We start from the raw sequence: 14,583 nt of genomic DNA, 5'->3' as shown, positions 1-14,583 counted from the left end.
GGCGCCCTTCACCCGTCGCCGTGACCGACTCGGATGAGTAGCAAAACCAGCAGGGCGCGAATCTATTTCGGCTGTGCCCACACCAACAACGGAGTGAACCAGTGACAGCATTCCTGTTATCCATCCACCTGGTGGCAGCGATTCTGACGATCGGCCCGGTCGCAGTCGCTACAAGCATGTTCCCGAGGGCAGTCCGCACCGCCATCCACGACGCGGGCAACAAACAAGCCGTTGCCTCCGTCCGGCTCCTTCACCGAATTACAAGGGTATACGCGGTAGTCGCACTCGCAGTCCCGGTTTTTGGTCTGGCGACTGCCGCAAGCCTCGGGGTGCTCGGCCAAGCGTGGCTACTGGTATCGGTGGCGATCACCGTTGTCGCGGCTGGCATCCTCATCATGCTGATACTGCCTGCTCAGCGCCTGGCATTGGCAACTGTCGATCGCGCCCCATCCGTCAGTTCCTCCGACAGCAGCCCAGCAGGCCGACTCGTCGGCCTGCTGGGGGCACAAACCGGCATATTCAACCTACTTTGGGTTGTCGTCGTCATACTCATGGTTCTGCGACCAGGCTCGACTACAGGAGTGGGCTTATGAATGCCTGAGTGCACGCATATACCCGCTCAGCCATCTTCGCCCGTAACCGCACCGACGCGGCCCTTCATGCAGTGAAAGCGGTTAGTTATCAACAGGATCGGCTGTGCCAGGCGGCACAGCCGATCCTGCCTCACTCACCCCCTCGTGCAACACGGATTACATGCGTCTTCAGTTCAAGAGTCACCGCGGTGATCGGCTTGCGATGGATCACCCGATACGGCGGGGCGAACGAACGCTGACGCCAGACACATATACATCCACCGTCCCGCTGACTCAGACATCCACGCCTTTCTGGGGAACCGCCCAAGCGTGACCTACTTGCGAGGACCGATCATCGGAGTAGAACTGTGAATTCTCGCCGAACACTTCACGTCATCGGATCGATCGAGCTGCTCACGCTTATTCTCATGCTGCTAAATCTGGCGACTGTTCACCTGCCTGCCATCTCACACATCCTCGGCCCTCTTCACGGACTCGTTTACACCGCCACGGTTGTCGCGGCGATTCTGCTCATGAACGGCATCCACCGCGTATGGCTAGTCGCACTCATACCCGGCATCGGCGGACTACTTGCCGCACGCGCAGCAGGCTGTCAGACAACGCGGCTATCCCCTCACGCCGAGGGGCCAGATCCGGGAAAGCGGGCAGATGACGAGCCTCGGTAGCCAATCCGATTCCTGCGCCACGTCTTCGCGAACTGCTCGATGGGTCTGCTCAAATGTGCGATTTGCTGCAGCGTGCCCGACACCAACACCACGTTCCGGATCGCCGCGCGCGTGCTCGACTCGGCCGTAGCACTCAGACTGACGCGGATACCTGGCTGCGGGTCAATGGCGCCGCCGTCTTGGCCACCACGTCGTCGTGATCGACCCCGGGCGCCAGCTCCACCACCGTGAAACCGCTACCGGTGACGTCGAACACCCCTAGATCCGTGCTCACCCAGCTGACCACGCCCTTGCCGGTCAGCTGCGTGAGCACGCCGAGACAAGCTTGGCGGCACTGGATTTTGCGGTGTAATCCATCAATACTTACACCCGCCCTCTAAAGTCCTCCTGGTACGGGGACTGCCTACCTGAAGGTGTCTTCCCGACGATCATCGACCTGCACCTGCAGGGCCGCCTGGAGAAGTTCGTTACCGAGCGGATCCACCTCAGCGATATCGAAGACGATTTCACAGCAATGCATTCCGGTGCCGTACTTCAATCCGCAGTGATGCTGCGAGTCAGTTGGCAACCGTCCACCTGCCGGGAAACATAGGGGTCGAACGGGCCGCCACCTCCGGCGTTCTCGAACTCAACGACCACTTCCTGAACATCGACACCAACGTCTGGATCATCGAAGCAATGGCCGACACCTCGCAGGAAGGAAGAGCGCTCGCAGCCCGGCCATGATCCCAACTGATTAGCCACTTCACAAAGGCGGCAATCGATCATGTGCCAGATCGGCGACCTGGCGCGCCCGCTCAGCGCGAGCTGTTCGAGATCCGGTCACGGTTGATGCGGACAGTGGGACCACACGAGCACTTTGATGTTCGCGGCGCTGCCGACAATATTTCGGCTCTGCAGCGCATCTACGCTGACCATTGGCTGTCACGCGGGCTAGGTGAGGTCGCGACGGCACTGGCAACTCCGTCAGGAATGTTTGGTCGCCTCGACGAGCAATGCCGGCGCTTCGATCGCCAGCTGGCACGCCTGAAGAGACTGCGCAACTCCGCGATTCACGGGGGCCCGGTCAGCGACGCACCGTGTCAATCGGCTGCAACATTCGCCTTCAACCTCGGTCACCAATGCCTCAACGAAGCCATGAGAGCCTTTTGACAGGGCACGATATTCCTTCTCACATGGACGGGTACCGAACCGATCACGTCGACAGGTTCGAGCGCATCAGGACCGCAGGCGACGTCGATGCACTTTTCGTCCAGGTGGACCCGATAGACGACGATTGACAACTGTCTCACCGTGTCCATCGCACGAGCACTGCATATAGACGGATCGGTAAGTGTTGTGCGCCAACTGCGAACGGTCGGCAGCTGCTCGCCCGCTGGCCACACAAGTCATTGTCCCGCATGGGCGTTCTGCCGATAATCACGCCTCGTGTCGGCCGCTAACAGTCACACATCGTCGGCACACGGACCTACATGTCTGGTCTCAATGAGCTCGCAGTTATCGCATCTATCTGGCGGGTGATTGGATCACGCCTGCCTTGTCGTTCAACCTAGCGGCCGGTAGCGCCTAGGGAGTCTTCGGTGAGCACAGGTGCTTCTAAGCGGCTTCTTCGAGGGGCTGAAGTGGTGGCCAAAGGCGGCTACTTGCTCAAGTGCCCGGCCGTGTGCGTGGAGCGCATCGACCCGTTGCTCATGGACAGGATCAAGGCAACGGCGTCCCCCGAGTTGCCGCCTGGAGTCAGAACTTCCCGCAGGAGCAGGCCACGCAGCGCGGCGACCGCGATGATGGCCATGTTCAGCGCCTCCTCAGCGTTGCGCCCTTCGCGTTCTGCGAGCGAGGCCAGCATCATGGTCAGGTCGTCGAGCGAGTCGATGAACTCACGAAAGTCCCCGGGGCTGTATGCGGCAAGTCCTACGACGTGAAAGAAGCCGCGGATACGGGACAGCCGCTCCGGGCGGGTGTAGGCCCGCCAGATCGCCACGACGAGTTCGTCGAAGGTGCCCTGCTGGGCCGTCTCGAAAAACACCTCGTTGTCACGAGATCGCTGTTCCTTGAGCATCGCCGCCAAGACGCCCGAGAGCGACCCGAAGTGGTACCGCAGCAGGGCGTGGCTGGTCTCGGCCCGGGCGGCGACCTCACGCAGCGACATGTCCGGAGAGGGAAGGGATTCCCCGAAGGCAGCGAGAAGCCGAGCAAGAAGGCGCTCGCGTGCCTCGCCTTTGCCTTCCACGCTTGACAAGATCACCCCGACACTTTATCCATTGGATAAGATTTTTCCAATGGATAACGAGCCGCTGAGGGCACCGTGCTGCGCGGCCGGCCGAGTTGTGAAGGACCTTTGATGAGCGCCATGTGGCAAGGCTGTCTCGCGGACACCGACTACTTCGAGATGCGTTCCAGCGGTGGGCATGACTATGGCGTCTGGGTTACCACGCCACCCGGCTACGACCGCGCCACACCACAAGTGCCCGTCGTGTACGTGCTCGACGGCAACTTTGCCGTGGGCCTGACGGCTCCGCTCATCGTGACCCAGATGGACCCCATGCAACGGATTCGGCCCTACATCCAAGTCAGCGTCGGGTACGCGGGCGAGGAAGCGCAGGACTGGGACCGGCTGCGCAACAGAGACTTCGTGCCACCCGGCGAGCCCATCGCCAAGGAGCTCATCGATGCCGTGGAGATGGGACTGCAATCAGGCATGAGGACACGCGACGAAGCTGACGCCTACCTCGCCGAACTACGCGACACCCACGCCGATGTGTTCCTGAATTTCCTGACCACGGAACTGCACCCGCGGATCGAACGCGACTACGGCACAGCCGCGATCGGTCACGGCCTGTTCGGCTACTCCTACGGCGGACTTTTCAGTCTGTATGCCTGGCTCACCGGCAGCACCGTCTTCGAGAGCATTGGAGCGGGCAGCCCCGGCGTCATCGGTGAAGACAGTCAGATCTTCGCCCAGCTCGACGAGTTGGGTGACAGCCGGCGTGCTGCCAAGCTCCACGTAACCTTCAACGACCGCGAGCTTCTCGGAGACCTGGCCGTCTACCAAAGCCTCGCGAAGAACACGGCCACCGTCCTTCACCGCCTCACTTCACGCAACGAAACGGTCACCAGCGAGATCCTGCACGAAACGCACGTTACTGGCCTGCAGGCATCGTTCCTCAGTTACCTCAGGACCTGCCGCCCCATGTGAGCGCAAGCCGCCTCATCTCTCGCCGGACGCAAAACCGCTGCCACGAACAGCAACTGAGCAACCACCGAATCGAGGCAACGCGATCATTTCGTTTCCTCAACCAGCTTCTCCAGAAGCGGTGTCAGCCTGAAGTCAACGAGCTTGCGCATGACCAGCGAGGTGTTGGTCTGCTCGACACCGTCGATATCGAGTATCCGGCCGGCCACCCGGTAGAGATCGTCCGCCTCGCGGGCGACCACGTGAATCAAGAGATCGGTAGCACCGCCGAGTCCCTGCACTTCGACGACTTCGGGAACCTGCTCCAGCGCTCGGGCGATGGCAGCGAGCTTGCGCTGCGTGACGCGCGTCAGGATGAACGCCGTCAACGGGTAACCCAGTGTGGCGGGATCGATGCGTCTCTCGAACGAGCGCAGGACGCCTAATCGTTCCAACTTGTTGATGCGTGCCTGGACAGTGTTGCGCGAGAGCCGGGTCTTGTCGGCCAATGCGAGAACGGTGGCCCGAGGGTCATCGTTGAGAGCCTTGAGGATCCGAGCATCCAAAGCGTCGACTCTGGTTTGCGTAGTCAAAATGACAACCTCCATCTGAATGCCCGAACATCGACGTCAGCAAAATGCTCAGTCGATCCACGTGAACTTGTCCAAAGTGTAGTTCGATGCTCGACTAGACAGCGAGTTCTGCACCCCTATGGAGCTCCGACGACCGTGTCATCGCGGTCGGCAGCGCCTGCGCTCTCACTCGAGCCCGCTTGCTGCGACGCGCCTTCGCCGTGTTCACGACCTGAGCACGGCGAAGGCCGGTCACCCCACAATCTGGAACTCGCACGCAAGGAAACCACTGATGGACCGCTCGCAATCAGTCGATGCACGGCCCCGTGTCGCCGACACGTCAGCAGACGCCGCCCTCCGCGAAATCGAGGATCGCGTGTTGTGGCTATCGACGTCGATCATTCACCACGCCAACCGTGTTCGGCCCAATCCGACCGGTCTGAAGGTGGGAGGCCATCAGGCGTCGTGCGCCTCCATGACCTCGATCATGACGTCGCTGTGGTTCGAACAGCTTCAACCAGGCGATCGGGTATCGGTGAAGCCGCATGCCTCGCCCGTGCTGCACAGCATCAATTATCTGTTGGGCGAACTCGATCAGAAGTACTTGACTACTCTGCGCGAGTTCGGTGGTCTCCAGTCCTACCCGAGCCGATCGAAAGACCCTGATCCCGTCGATTATTCGACAGGATCGGTGGGGATTGGGGCGACTGCGCCGATATGGGGCGCGATCGCCAGTCGCTACGTCGATACCCAGATCGGCGCCGCGGGAAAAGGTCGCCAGTACTCGCTGGTGGGCGACGCCGAACTCGACGAGGGGGCGGTCTGGGAAGCCATCCTGGACAACTCCGTCGCCGAGCTCGGCGAGATCGTCTGGATCGTCGACCTCAACCGCCAATCACTCGACCGCGTCGTGCCGAACATCGCGGCCGGACGGCTGGAGGCAATGTTCTCGGCCGCCGGATGGCAAGTGATCAATGTGAAGTTCGGCGCCCAGCTTGAGTCATTGTTCGACCACAGCGGTGGGGCCGCGCTGCGCACCCGCATCCTCGAGATGCCCAACCCCGAGTACCAGCGTCTGCTGCGCTGCTCAGCCGAAGAGCTACGGGAGAGGCTGCCCGGCAACGGAATAGGCGCCGACCAGATCTCGACGCTGATCCGCGACCTGGATGAGAACACGTTGCTGGCTGCGATCCGCAATCTGGGCGGTCACGACCTCGGCGCACTGCGCGCCGCCTACGCCCAAATCGATGACACCCGTCCGACGGCGATCATCGCCTACACCATCAAGGGTCACCGACTGCCCACCCAGGGCCATCCCCAGAATCATTCGTCACTACTCACCATCGAGCAGTACGAGCAGTTCGCCACGGAACTCGGTATGGACCCGACCAGTCCTTGGCAGCGTTTCGCCACCGATAGTGCGCCCGGAGCGCTCTGCGCCACGACCGCCGAGAGGCTGCGGCGCGAGCCGGTGACCCTGTCGCCTCCGCCCGCCGTGCCCGTTGACACCGGTCGCACTCCCTCGGGCACATCGTCCACCCAGGCGGCCCTGGGCCGGGTGCTGCTCGACCTGAGCCGTCAAGCTCCGGACGCGGCCAAGCGTGTGGTGACCGTGAGCCCCGACGTCAGCTCAACGACCAACCTGGCCGGTTGGCTCAACAAGGTTGGCGTGTGGTCCCCCAATGAACGTCGGAACTGGTTCGACGACGACCCCGAGACGATCATGCACTGGCGGGAGAGACCAACCGGACAGCACATGGAACTCGGTATCGCCGAGACCAATCTTGTCGGCCTGATCGGTGAGCTCGGTGCGACGTGGAGCCGGTGGGGCGAACCCCTCTTTCCGATCGGTGTGGTCTACGACCCATTCGTGGAACGTGCCTTGGAGCCATGGTCCTACGGCATTTACGCAGGCGGACAGTCGATTCTGGTCGGCACTCCCTCGGGTGTGTCACTCGCGGCCGAGGGCGGCGCACATCAGTCCATCAAGACACCGTCGATCGGCCTTGAGCAACCTGGTTGCATCAGTTACGAACCGGCATTTGCCATCGATGTCGAGTGGACGTTGCTGTCATGCATTGGCCTGATGGGCCGGCCGGATGGCTCGTCGTCGTATGTGCGACTTTCCACGCGGCCCGTGGACCAGACTTTGGCATCGGTTCCCGACGACGCCACCGCCCGAGAACGCCGGAGAAAACAAGTGGTCGCCGGTGCGTACATCCTGCGGCGAGCCGGTGGCGTACCGCAGATCGCTGTGGTCGCAATGGGAGCGATGATCACCGAATCCCTGCGGGCGGCCGATCGGCTCGCCGAGCAGGGCATCGATACCGACGTCATCTGCGTGACGAGCCCCGGCCTGCTGTTCGACGCATTACAAGCTCGCCGCGGGCTTTCCGAGAGCCCCAGCTGGATCCTCGACCAGGTCTTCCCAGCCGACCGAGCCGCCCCTATGGTGACCGTGCTCGACGGACACCCACACACGTTGGCGTTTCTCACCGGCATCAACAACGTGACGGGAGCCGCTCTGGGAGTGAGCCGATTCGGACAGGTCGGCTCGCTCGACGATGTCTACCGGTATCACGGCATCGACACCGACAGCATCGTCAGCGCAGCACTCGACCTGGCCGAACGGAGCGTGAAATGACTGCCGCCACAAGCATTACCAACGTGGAACTGCCCGCCCTTGGCGAGGCGGTCACCGAGGCCACCATAACCCGGTGGCTCAAAGCAGTAGGCGATGAAGTCCAGCATGACGAACCCCTGCTCGAGGTCGCCACCGACAAGGTCGATACCGAAGTCTGCTCTCCCGCAGCCGGAATCCTGACTCAGATCATCGAGCCGGAGGACTCCGTGGTCGAGATCGGCGCGGTCATCGCGGTGATCAGCGCTGCCGACGCAAACCCCACCGAGGAAACGGCCAATGAGCCAGAGAGCGTTCCAGAGGTCGCCGAGCCGGAACCTGAACCTGAACCTGAACCGGTTGAATCAGCAACGGAGCGCGTCGAGAAGCTCTCGCGGATCCGGCGCACGATTGCTCAGCGCATGCTGACATCGCTGCAGACATCGGCACAGTTGACGACGGTGGTCGAAGTCGACCTGACCAATGTGGCGCTGGTGCGCAATCGCAACAAAGACGAATTCGAGGGCCGGACCGGCCAGAAGCTGTCCTACCTGCCGTTTGTCGTCGACGCTGCCGTAGAAGGCCTTGCGGCACACCCGGTGATCAACTCTTCGTTGAACGCCGACTGCACCGAGGTCACCTATCACAGTGCCGTCCATCTAGGTGTTGCAGTCGATAGTGACAAGGGTCTGATGGTGCCGGTGATCCGCGACGCCGAGTCAATGACGTTGGCAGGCTTGGCAGCAGCCATCGCGGCATCGGCCCTGGCGGTGCGGTCGGGGACGGTACGGCCTGACGATCTGTCAGGAGGAACTTTCACGATCACCAACACTGGAAGCCGCGGCGCGCTGTTCGACACCCCGATCATCAATCAACCCCAATCGGCCATCCTGGGTGTCGGAACAGTGGTCGAGCGACTGGTCCCTGGACGCGACGAGCTTGGCAACCTCGTGGTGAAGACCAGTTCAATGGCCTACCTGTCGCTGTCCTATGACCATCGGATCATCGACGGCGCCGACGCCGCACGCTATCTCGGCACCGTGCGCCAGCGCCTGGAGCGCGGCTTCGACGATGCGGACCTTCGATGATCAAGAAACCCCCAAAGTCGGGGCAACCAGTGCCACGAGCTACAAACGTCAACTCGCACGCGCTTACTGAATACGGCCGCATGCTCTCGTTCGTGGCTCGATGGGCGCCATTCGATCACGGCGACGAGTACATCCTGCCGGAATTCGGCATCGCACCTTCGACCTTCTATCGTCGAGTGCTGGCGTTCGTTCAGGAAGCACCACCCCAGGCGATGCGCGAATCCGATCGTGAACGTGTGATCGGAATCTGTTTGGCGAAACTCGCCAATCACCCGCAGAGCTCTTGACCACCGAGGCCGAATGCCCTCTCGTACGTAGGGCCGCATCGTGCTGAACACGATCGACCGCACCGGGAAGGTGCTCGATCTCTTCACGGCCGAGACACCAGAGTGGGGTGTGACGGCGGTATCCGCGAGGCTGCAACTGCCGAAGTCGACGACCTTCGACATCATGTCCAGTCTCGCCGCGATTGGTCTGTTGCAACAGACATCAGGCGATCGCTATCGACTCGGCTGGCGCGTTCTGCTCATCAGCCGTCGGCTCATGAGTTCCAGCTGTTTCAACGCCTATACAAATCGCCGTGTGGCGGCGCTCGCCCACCAGCTCTCAGCTGTGGTGACCGTAGGCGCTTGGGATGGCCGAGGCGTTGTCTGCATCACCAACGCATCCGCAGATCGGACGGACCCGATAGTTACTCGCGGAGTTCACATTTCCGGTCACACTTCGGCACTCGGGAAGCTGCTCATGGCACACCTACCGTGGTCTACGGTTGAAGAACTCATCGACCGCAACGGATTGCCGAGGCTCACAGAGAACTCGGTGGTTGACGTGAACATGTTGCGTGCGCAGCTCATCTCCGCGCGACGCGACGACATCGCGATAGAGCACGGTGAAACCATCCCGGACCAGTCATGCATCGCCGTAGGCATCCATCAACGTGACCACCGGGCGGTTGCGGCATTATCGATCAGCGCACCGACGGAACGCCTTCTGAACCGTAGAGAAGAGTACTGTCGCATTGCCCGCCGGACAGCGCGTATCCTCGTCGAGAACGCAGTTCCGCCGCACTGAACCATCAAGGCCCACACCTGAACACGGCGCAGCGAGCCGCGAGACCGCTTGTCAGCAAGGCAAGGTGGCTCTCGCCGCACACGGTTGAGCGGTGTGGGTCGGCCGGGCGAACGAGGTTGCCAGCTCCTTCGGTGCCGTTGACCGAGTCACGGTGGCCGACGGCAGATCGTCGGTACGCGCCAAGCTGATCCCCGTGACGTCACTTCCATGAGTGAAGGACATCGCACCCATCCCTACCGCTGCCGCCACACCCATCACCGCTGACAGCGCCTTGACTCGTCCAATAGTGCTGGCTCCCATAGTGTTCTCCCATCGAACGTGACGGCCGGCCGATATGCCGGAAGGCCGGTAACAGTGACGGGAGCCACACTGCCAACGAAAAGTGATGTACGTCATTGGCTGTCCGACTATTTCGGATGAGCCACTTTTCCGCGTATACGGGGAACGGCTAGCCGGATTCCTCTGCACCCCAATATGTCTGACCACCAGCGTCGACCCGGTCCGATGCCCGCGCAACAGCGAGATCGCCGTCTAGGCTGCTGGATTGACTGGTGTAGAGCCGTTTGCTGGCGCTAACCGTCACTCGGTGCTGCGGCACCGTCGCTCAGGGACCGCTGCAGGCGACGCATTCTTGCAATCCACCCGTCATAGTCCGCGCCCTTGCCGCGAAACATACCCAGAACCTCCGGGTGAGGTAGAACCATGAATCGCTCCGCGCGTACGGCGCGGATCGTCTCCGCCGCGACCTCTGCTGCGCTGATGACGCTGCCGGACTTGATGATCGACTGTGCGCCGATCCGGCGCGACAGGCCCGTGGAGGAGCGCACTGCGGTGAGAAGGGGCGTGTCGACTCCGAGCGGACACACACAGCTCACGCCTATTCCCTCCTCACCGTGGGTGATTGCAAGCCATTCAGCGAATCCGATCGCAGCGTGTTTGGTGACCGCGTACCCCGCCGCGCCCAGTTGCGTCAGCAGGCCGGCCGCGGATGCGACCGACACGAAGTAGCCGCTGCCGCGGCCGCGCCATCCCGGTAGCAGCAGCCCGGCGGCATTGACATGAGCGCGTAGGTTGATCGCAAGGACCTTGTCCCAGTCGGCGGATTCACCGAGGCCCGCAGCTCCCACGATGCCGGCATTGGCGACGAAGATGTCCACGGGCCCGAAGTGCCGTTCGGCCTCAGCGATCAAGCTTGTCACGCCGTCAACGGTGGATGCATCCGCCCGGATGCTCGTCGCCGCGTCACCGATGCTCCTGGCCGCTTCGGCAGCGTCACGCTCGTCGAGGTCGCCGATGACGACCTGTGCTCCATTCCTGGCGAGTTCGACGGCCAGTGCCCGGCCGATTCCTGATCCACCGCCGGTGACGACAGCAACCTTGTTCTCGATCTGCATCTGATCCCATCCCCGTCGGTTTGATGTGACCGCAGTGGCGATGTCGATTCAGCGGGGCAGCACGGTGACGGGAATCTCGCCGGAGTGGTATCGCTGCCGCATCAGCTTCTTGTCGTACTTGCCGACGCCGGTGCGCGCGATAGAGCCGACCACGGCCCACCGCTCAGGCAGCCACCATCGCTGTACCCGCTCCTCAAGCCAAGCCTTCAGATCTTCGGCCCGCGCGGCAGAGCCGGGGCGCAAGGTCACCAATGCGAGTGGTCGCTCATCCCAACGGGTGTCAGGTACGCCGATCACGGCAGCTTCGATCACATCAGGGTGACCGGCCAGAGTGGTTTCAAGGTGCACGGAGCTGATCCATTCGCCGCCGGACTTGATCACGTCTTTGGCTCGGTCGGTGAGCGTCAGGTACCCGTCTGCGCTGATGTGTCCGATGTCGCCCGTTTGGAGCCAGAGTTGTCCGTCCGAGTCGGTGGAGAAGCTCTCGGCGTCGATGCCGCCGTGGTAGCCGCCAGCGATCCAGGGGCCACGCACCTGCACTTCGCCAACCGATCGGCCGTCGCGGGGCAGAACAGCGCCCGTCTCGTCGACGACGCGTCCTTTGGCGCCGAACAGGAATCGGCCCGTGCTGTTGAGCTTTCGCTGCTGATCGGTCGTGGTCGCGTTGCCTGGAACGTCGGCGATGGTCACGATGGGACTGGTTTCGGTCATGCCCCACGCTTGGACCAGCGGAACCGCGAATTCATCGCGATACGCGGCGACAAGCGACGCCGGCACCGCGGCGCCGCCACACAGCACTCGACGCAACGAGTCGACTCGATGGCCGGGATTGTCGCGCAGCCACAGCAACATGTCGTTGAAAACCGTAGGAACACCGCCAGACAACGTGACGCCGTGTTGGGCGATCATGTCGACGAGCGTGTCGGGCTTGAGGTGGCGGTCCGGCAGTATCAGTGTTGCGCCGGCCATCAGCGACGCGTACGGAATGCCCCACGCGTTGACGTGAAACATCGGGACTATGGGAAGCACCCGGTCACGGGAGGAGATTCCCGCAACGTTGGCCGTGCAGACGGCAAGGGCGTGCAAATAGACCGACCGATGACTGTAGACCACGCCTTTGGGATCCCCGGTGGTCCCGCTGGTGTAGCACATCGCCGCAGCGCTGTGTTCGTCGAGCACTGGCCACGCGAACGTAGTCGGCTGACTGTTCACGAGTTGCTCATAGGCGATCACGTCGGGCACCAGACGTGATACCTCGGTCAGCTGAGCGTCGGTCGGGTCACCGGCGATCACCAGCGCCTCCAGCTCCGGCATCAGCGGCAACGCTGGGAGCAGCGTGTCGAGCAAACTGGCATCGACGATGATGATCTTGTCCCCGGCATGGGAGGCGATATAGCCGAGTTGCTCAGGCGTGAGCCGAATGTTGAGGGTGTGCAGGATCGCGCCAGAACAGGGCGCGGCGAGGTATGCCTCGAGGTGCCGCTGGTTGTTCCACATGAAGGTCGCAACCCGGTCACCGGCTTCGATTTCGAGGCCAGCCAATCCGTTGGCCAGTTGAGCTGCGCGCGTGGCAATCTCAGAGAATGTGGCGGCTTGTACGGCGGTGTTGGCACCTACATAGGTGAGGACCTCTGAATCACCGAAGGTGCCGTCGATTCCGTCTAGGATCGCGGTGAGCGTCAGCGGTACGTTCTGCATGGTGGCATGGATGTCCATGGATGCGGTCTCTCCGATTGTCTATCGCGCTCAAGAAGCGTGAGGTGTCAGGGGGCAGCGGCGGAGAGCCTGCACGGCTCCCAGGTCGCGGCAGGCCCAGAGACGACCAGCTCGCACCTGGACTTCAGCTGTGCATGTTGCACGTAGTCGGCCAAAGTCACTGTCGTGAAACCAAGCTCGATCAGCATCGCGGTGATGCAACCTGCGACCAACTCCGGCCGCGGCACCGAGAACCTCGGCGCTGAGGTGATGGGTGGCCGCAGGTACACGATGACTCCGCCGTGTGCGGCGATACGCTCGTGACACCTCTCAAGTTCGACTCTGCATTCGCAGCCAGAGGCGAGAAGTGGGTCACCATGGACACATTCCGTGATGACATACACGGGTGGATCGATATCAGGTACGGAGGCGCCGATGAACACCGTATGCCGAGCGCCCGTCAGGTGGTCTTCAAAGTCGACTGCTCTGAGCGCCCGGCCTGTCAGCTGGTCCAGTCGGTTCTGAACCAGCGTGACCCGTTTGCGGCGTCCATCACCGTGGAAAAGGCGGTGGTGCACGACGCTGTCGATGTGCACCATCGGCAAGCGATGGTTCTGAGCGAACACACTGATCGCGGGTTCCCGCAGTAGTTCGCCGTCCTCCCCTAGGAGGGCAGCGGTCAGTCCTACAGGTGGAAGCCCCGCTATGTCACAAAGATCCACCGTCGCCTCAGCGCTCCCCCGGCGCTTGAGCACCCCGCAGCCTGCAACCCTCACTGGGAGAACATGACCGGGCCGCACCAGATCACGTGGCCGGGAGCAGTCGCTTGCCAGAACGCGCGCAGTGCGGGCGCGGTCGGTCGCGCTGATGCCGGTACCGATACCGGATGCGGCGTCCACCGCGACCGCAAACGTGGGAGCTTCCACATTCGAGTCATCGTCACGGACCATGGTCGGCAGATCCAGTTCCTCTGCTCGACGTGCGGGCAGTGCCGCACAAATCAGCCCCGAGGTGAACCTCACCAGCCATGCCGTCCAATGCGGCGTGGCATGAGCAGCCGCGATCACTACGTCGGCGACGACCTGGTCATCGGTGCCGTCGACAACCAGAACCGGAGTCCCAGCACGCAGAGCCGAACCGGCGCGCTCGATCGCCAGCCGAGACACACAGCGGTGCGCCGTCATGAGTCATGTCCGGCCGCGAACGTTCGAAATCGGCTGTCGTGAAAGAGAAGCGGCGATGCGTCGAGGTCCGCCGCAGCGGCCTTGACTTCGAGAATGACCACATCATGGTCACCGGCGGAAACGGTCGTAGAGATCTCGCAGTCGAGTTGGGCCACCGCATCCGACAGCAGCACCGCGTCGGATTCGGTGGCGAACCAGGACACTCCGGCAAATCGATCCACATTCTTCGCCGCAATCTGCCGACACGCGGCCTCTTGCCGCGATTCCAGGACGGAGACGCCGAGATGGCGTCCGTCAGCCAGATGCGGCCAGGTCGTCGACGTGTGCTGCACGCAGATCGACACCAACGCCGGATCGATGGATACCGGGGTGAACGAGGTGGCAACAATCCCGACCGGTTGTCCATCACGCAGTGCGCACACCGCAGCGACGCCAGTTGGATAACGACCGTAAAGCTTACGCAGTTGCGCCATATCCCGGTCAGAGTTCCCGGTAGAAACGGGATCGAGGGTAGTCATCGCTTGCACTC

General features: G+C 62.4%; 14 protein-coding genes and 1 pseudogene. 8 read left to right on the top strand and 7 right to left on the bottom strand.

What is annotated here, in order from left to right:
* The first annotated feature begins 101 nt into the window (after nt 1–101).
* Nucleotides 102–593, top strand: a complete 492-nt coding sequence (locus ACZYZ7_RS08160) for a hypothetical protein (RefSeq protein ID WP_450069603.1) — start codon at nt 102–104, stop codon at nt 591–593.
* A gap of 798 nt (nt 594–1,391) precedes the next feature.
* Here ACZYZ7_RS08160 and ACZYZ7_RS08155 read toward each other — a convergent pair.
* Nucleotides 1,392–1,571 carry a hypothetical protein gene (locus ACZYZ7_RS08155; protein WP_463740610.1) on the bottom strand — a complete coding sequence of 60 codons (180 nt, stop codon included), beginning with the start codon at nt 1,569–1,571 and terminating at the stop codon, nt 1,392–1,394.
* A 63-nt stretch (nt 1,572–1,634) separates the two neighbouring features.
* On the opposite strand from ACZYZ7_RS08155, the pseudogene ACZYZ7_RS08150 reads away from it, so the two are divergent.
* Together ACZYZ7_RS08150 and ACZYZ7_RS08145 are read left to right on the top strand one after the other, a co-directional pair.
* A pseudogene (locus ACZYZ7_RS08150) lies at nt 1,635–1,850 on the top strand (hypothetical protein); the annotation flags it as partial.
* Entirely contained in the window at nt 1,820–1,984 is a 165-nt protein-coding gene (locus ACZYZ7_RS08145; protein WP_450069605.1) for a hypothetical protein, read from the top strand. The pseudogene ACZYZ7_RS08150 and the gene ACZYZ7_RS08145, both read left to right, overlap by 31 nt.
* A 913-nt stretch (nt 1,985–2,897) precedes the next feature.
* On the opposite strand, the gene ACZYZ7_RS08140 is transcribed toward ACZYZ7_RS08145, so the two are convergent.
* Complete coding sequence (locus tag ACZYZ7_RS08140) at nt 2,898–3,503, bottom strand: TetR/AcrR family transcriptional regulator (protein ID WP_450069606.1); 606 nt, start codon at nt 3,501–3,503, stop codon at nt 2,898–2,900.
* Nucleotides 3,504–3,599: 96 nt separating this feature from the next.
* Between ACZYZ7_RS08140 and ACZYZ7_RS08135 the strand changes: the two genes are divergently transcribed.
* On the top strand, nt 3,600–4,454 hold the full coding sequence (locus tag ACZYZ7_RS08135; protein WP_450069607.1) for an alpha/beta hydrolase: 855 nt from the start codon (nt 3,600–3,602) through the stop codon (nt 4,452–4,454).
* A gap of 83 nt (nt 4,455–4,537) precedes the next feature.
* Here ACZYZ7_RS08135 and ACZYZ7_RS08130 read toward each other — a convergent pair whose 3' ends face one another.
* On the bottom strand, nt 4,538–5,038 hold the full coding sequence (locus ACZYZ7_RS08130; RefSeq protein WP_090423875.1) for an Lrp/AsnC family transcriptional regulator: 501 nt from the start codon (nt 5,036–5,038) through the stop codon (nt 4,538–4,540).
* A 256-nt stretch (nt 5,039–5,294) separates the two neighbouring features.
* On the opposite strand from ACZYZ7_RS08130, the gene ACZYZ7_RS08125 reads away from it, so the two are divergent.
* From ACZYZ7_RS08125 to ACZYZ7_RS08110, 4 genes are read left to right on the top strand one after another with little or no spacing between them, the layout of a single operon-like run.
* Complete coding sequence (locus tag ACZYZ7_RS08125; RefSeq protein ID WP_463740609.1) at nt 5,295–7,646, top strand: transketolase-like TK C-terminal-containing protein; 2,352 nt, start codon at nt 5,295–5,297, stop codon at nt 7,644–7,646.
* Nucleotides 7,643–8,710 carry a 2-oxo acid dehydrogenase subunit E2 gene (locus tag ACZYZ7_RS08120; RefSeq protein ID WP_463740608.1) on the top strand — a complete coding sequence of 356 codons (1,068 nt, stop codon included), beginning with the start codon at nt 7,643–7,645 and terminating at the stop codon, nt 8,708–8,710. Before ACZYZ7_RS08125 ends, ACZYZ7_RS08120 begins: the two co-directional genes overlap by 4 nt.
* A complete protein-coding gene (locus ACZYZ7_RS08115) occupies nt 8,707–8,997 on the top strand; it encodes a DUF3263 domain-containing protein (protein WP_450069610.1) in 291 nt (96 codons plus the stop codon). The genes ACZYZ7_RS08120 and ACZYZ7_RS08115 overlap by 4 nt, the downstream gene beginning before the upstream one ends.
* A gap of 40 nt (nt 8,998–9,037) precedes the next feature.
* On the top strand, nt 9,038–9,781 hold the full coding sequence (locus ACZYZ7_RS08110; protein WP_450069611.1) for an IclR family transcriptional regulator: 744 nt from the start codon (nt 9,038–9,040) through the stop codon (nt 9,779–9,781).
* A 572-nt stretch (nt 9,782–10,353) separates the two neighbouring features.
* Here the strand turns inward: ACZYZ7_RS08110 and ACZYZ7_RS08105 are convergent.
* The 4 genes from ACZYZ7_RS08105 to ACZYZ7_RS08090 form a co-directional block, all read right to left on the bottom strand.
* Nucleotides 10,354–11,175: an SDR family oxidoreductase gene (locus ACZYZ7_RS08105; protein WP_450069612.1), complete on the bottom strand. Its 822-nt coding sequence runs from the start codon at nt 11,173–11,175 to the stop codon at nt 10,354–10,356.
* A 48-nt stretch (nt 11,176–11,223) separates the two neighbouring features.
* Entirely contained in the window at nt 11,224–12,873 is a 1,650-nt protein-coding gene (locus tag ACZYZ7_RS08100) for a long-chain fatty acid--CoA ligase (protein ID WP_463741048.1), read from the bottom strand.
* A gap of 65 nt (nt 12,874–12,938) precedes the next feature.
* A complete protein-coding gene (locus ACZYZ7_RS08095; RefSeq protein WP_463740607.1) occupies nt 12,939–14,054 on the bottom strand; it encodes a 3,4-dihydroxy-2-butanone-4-phosphate synthase in 1,116 nt (371 codons plus the stop codon).
* Nucleotides 14,051–14,572 carry a flavin reductase family protein gene (locus ACZYZ7_RS08090; RefSeq protein ID WP_463740606.1) on the bottom strand — a complete coding sequence of 174 codons (522 nt, stop codon included), beginning with the start codon at nt 14,570–14,572 and terminating at the stop codon, nt 14,051–14,053. The genes ACZYZ7_RS08095 and ACZYZ7_RS08090 overlap by 4 nt, the downstream gene beginning before the upstream one ends.
* Nucleotides 14,573–14,583 lie beyond the last annotated feature (11 nt).

Source organism: Mycobacterium sp. IDUB_17, from assembly GCF_055419465.1.
This window is presented reverse-complemented; position numbering and strand designations above follow the sequence as displayed.

Excerpts from the sequence above, each read along its gene's own strand:
- ACZYZ7_RS08095 (WP_463740607.1), bottom strand. The coding sequence starts at position 14,054 with ATGACGGCGCACCGCTGTGTGTCTCGGCTGGCGATCGAGCGCGCCGGT.
- ACZYZ7_RS08100 (WP_463741048.1), bottom strand. The coding sequence starts at position 12,873 with ATGCAGAACGTACCGCTGACGCTCACCGCGATCCTAGACGGAATCGAC.
- ACZYZ7_RS08115 (WP_450069610.1), top strand. The coding sequence starts at position 8,707 with ATGATCAAGAAACCCCCAAAGTCGGGGCAACCAGTGCCACGAGCTACA.
- ACZYZ7_RS08105 (WP_450069612.1), bottom strand. The coding sequence starts at position 11,175 with ATGCAGATCGAGAACAAGGTTGCTGTCGTCACCGGCGGTGGATCAGGA.
- ACZYZ7_RS08090 (WP_463740606.1), bottom strand. The coding sequence starts at position 14,572 with ATGACTACCCTCGATCCCGTTTCTACCGGGAACTCTGACCGGGATATG.
- ACZYZ7_RS08125 (WP_463740609.1), top strand. The coding sequence starts at position 5,295 with ATGGACCGCTCGCAATCAGTCGATGCACGGCCCCGTGTCGCCGACACG.
- ACZYZ7_RS08130 (WP_090423875.1), bottom strand. The coding sequence starts at position 5,038 with ATGGAGGTTGTCATTTTGACTACGCAAACCAGAGTCGACGCTTTGGAT.
- ACZYZ7_RS08120 (WP_463740608.1), top strand. The coding sequence starts at position 7,643 with ATGACTGCCGCCACAAGCATTACCAACGTGGAACTGCCCGCCCTTGGC.
- ACZYZ7_RS08135 (WP_450069607.1), top strand. The coding sequence starts at position 3,600 with ATGAGCGCCATGTGGCAAGGCTGTCTCGCGGACACCGACTACTTCGAG.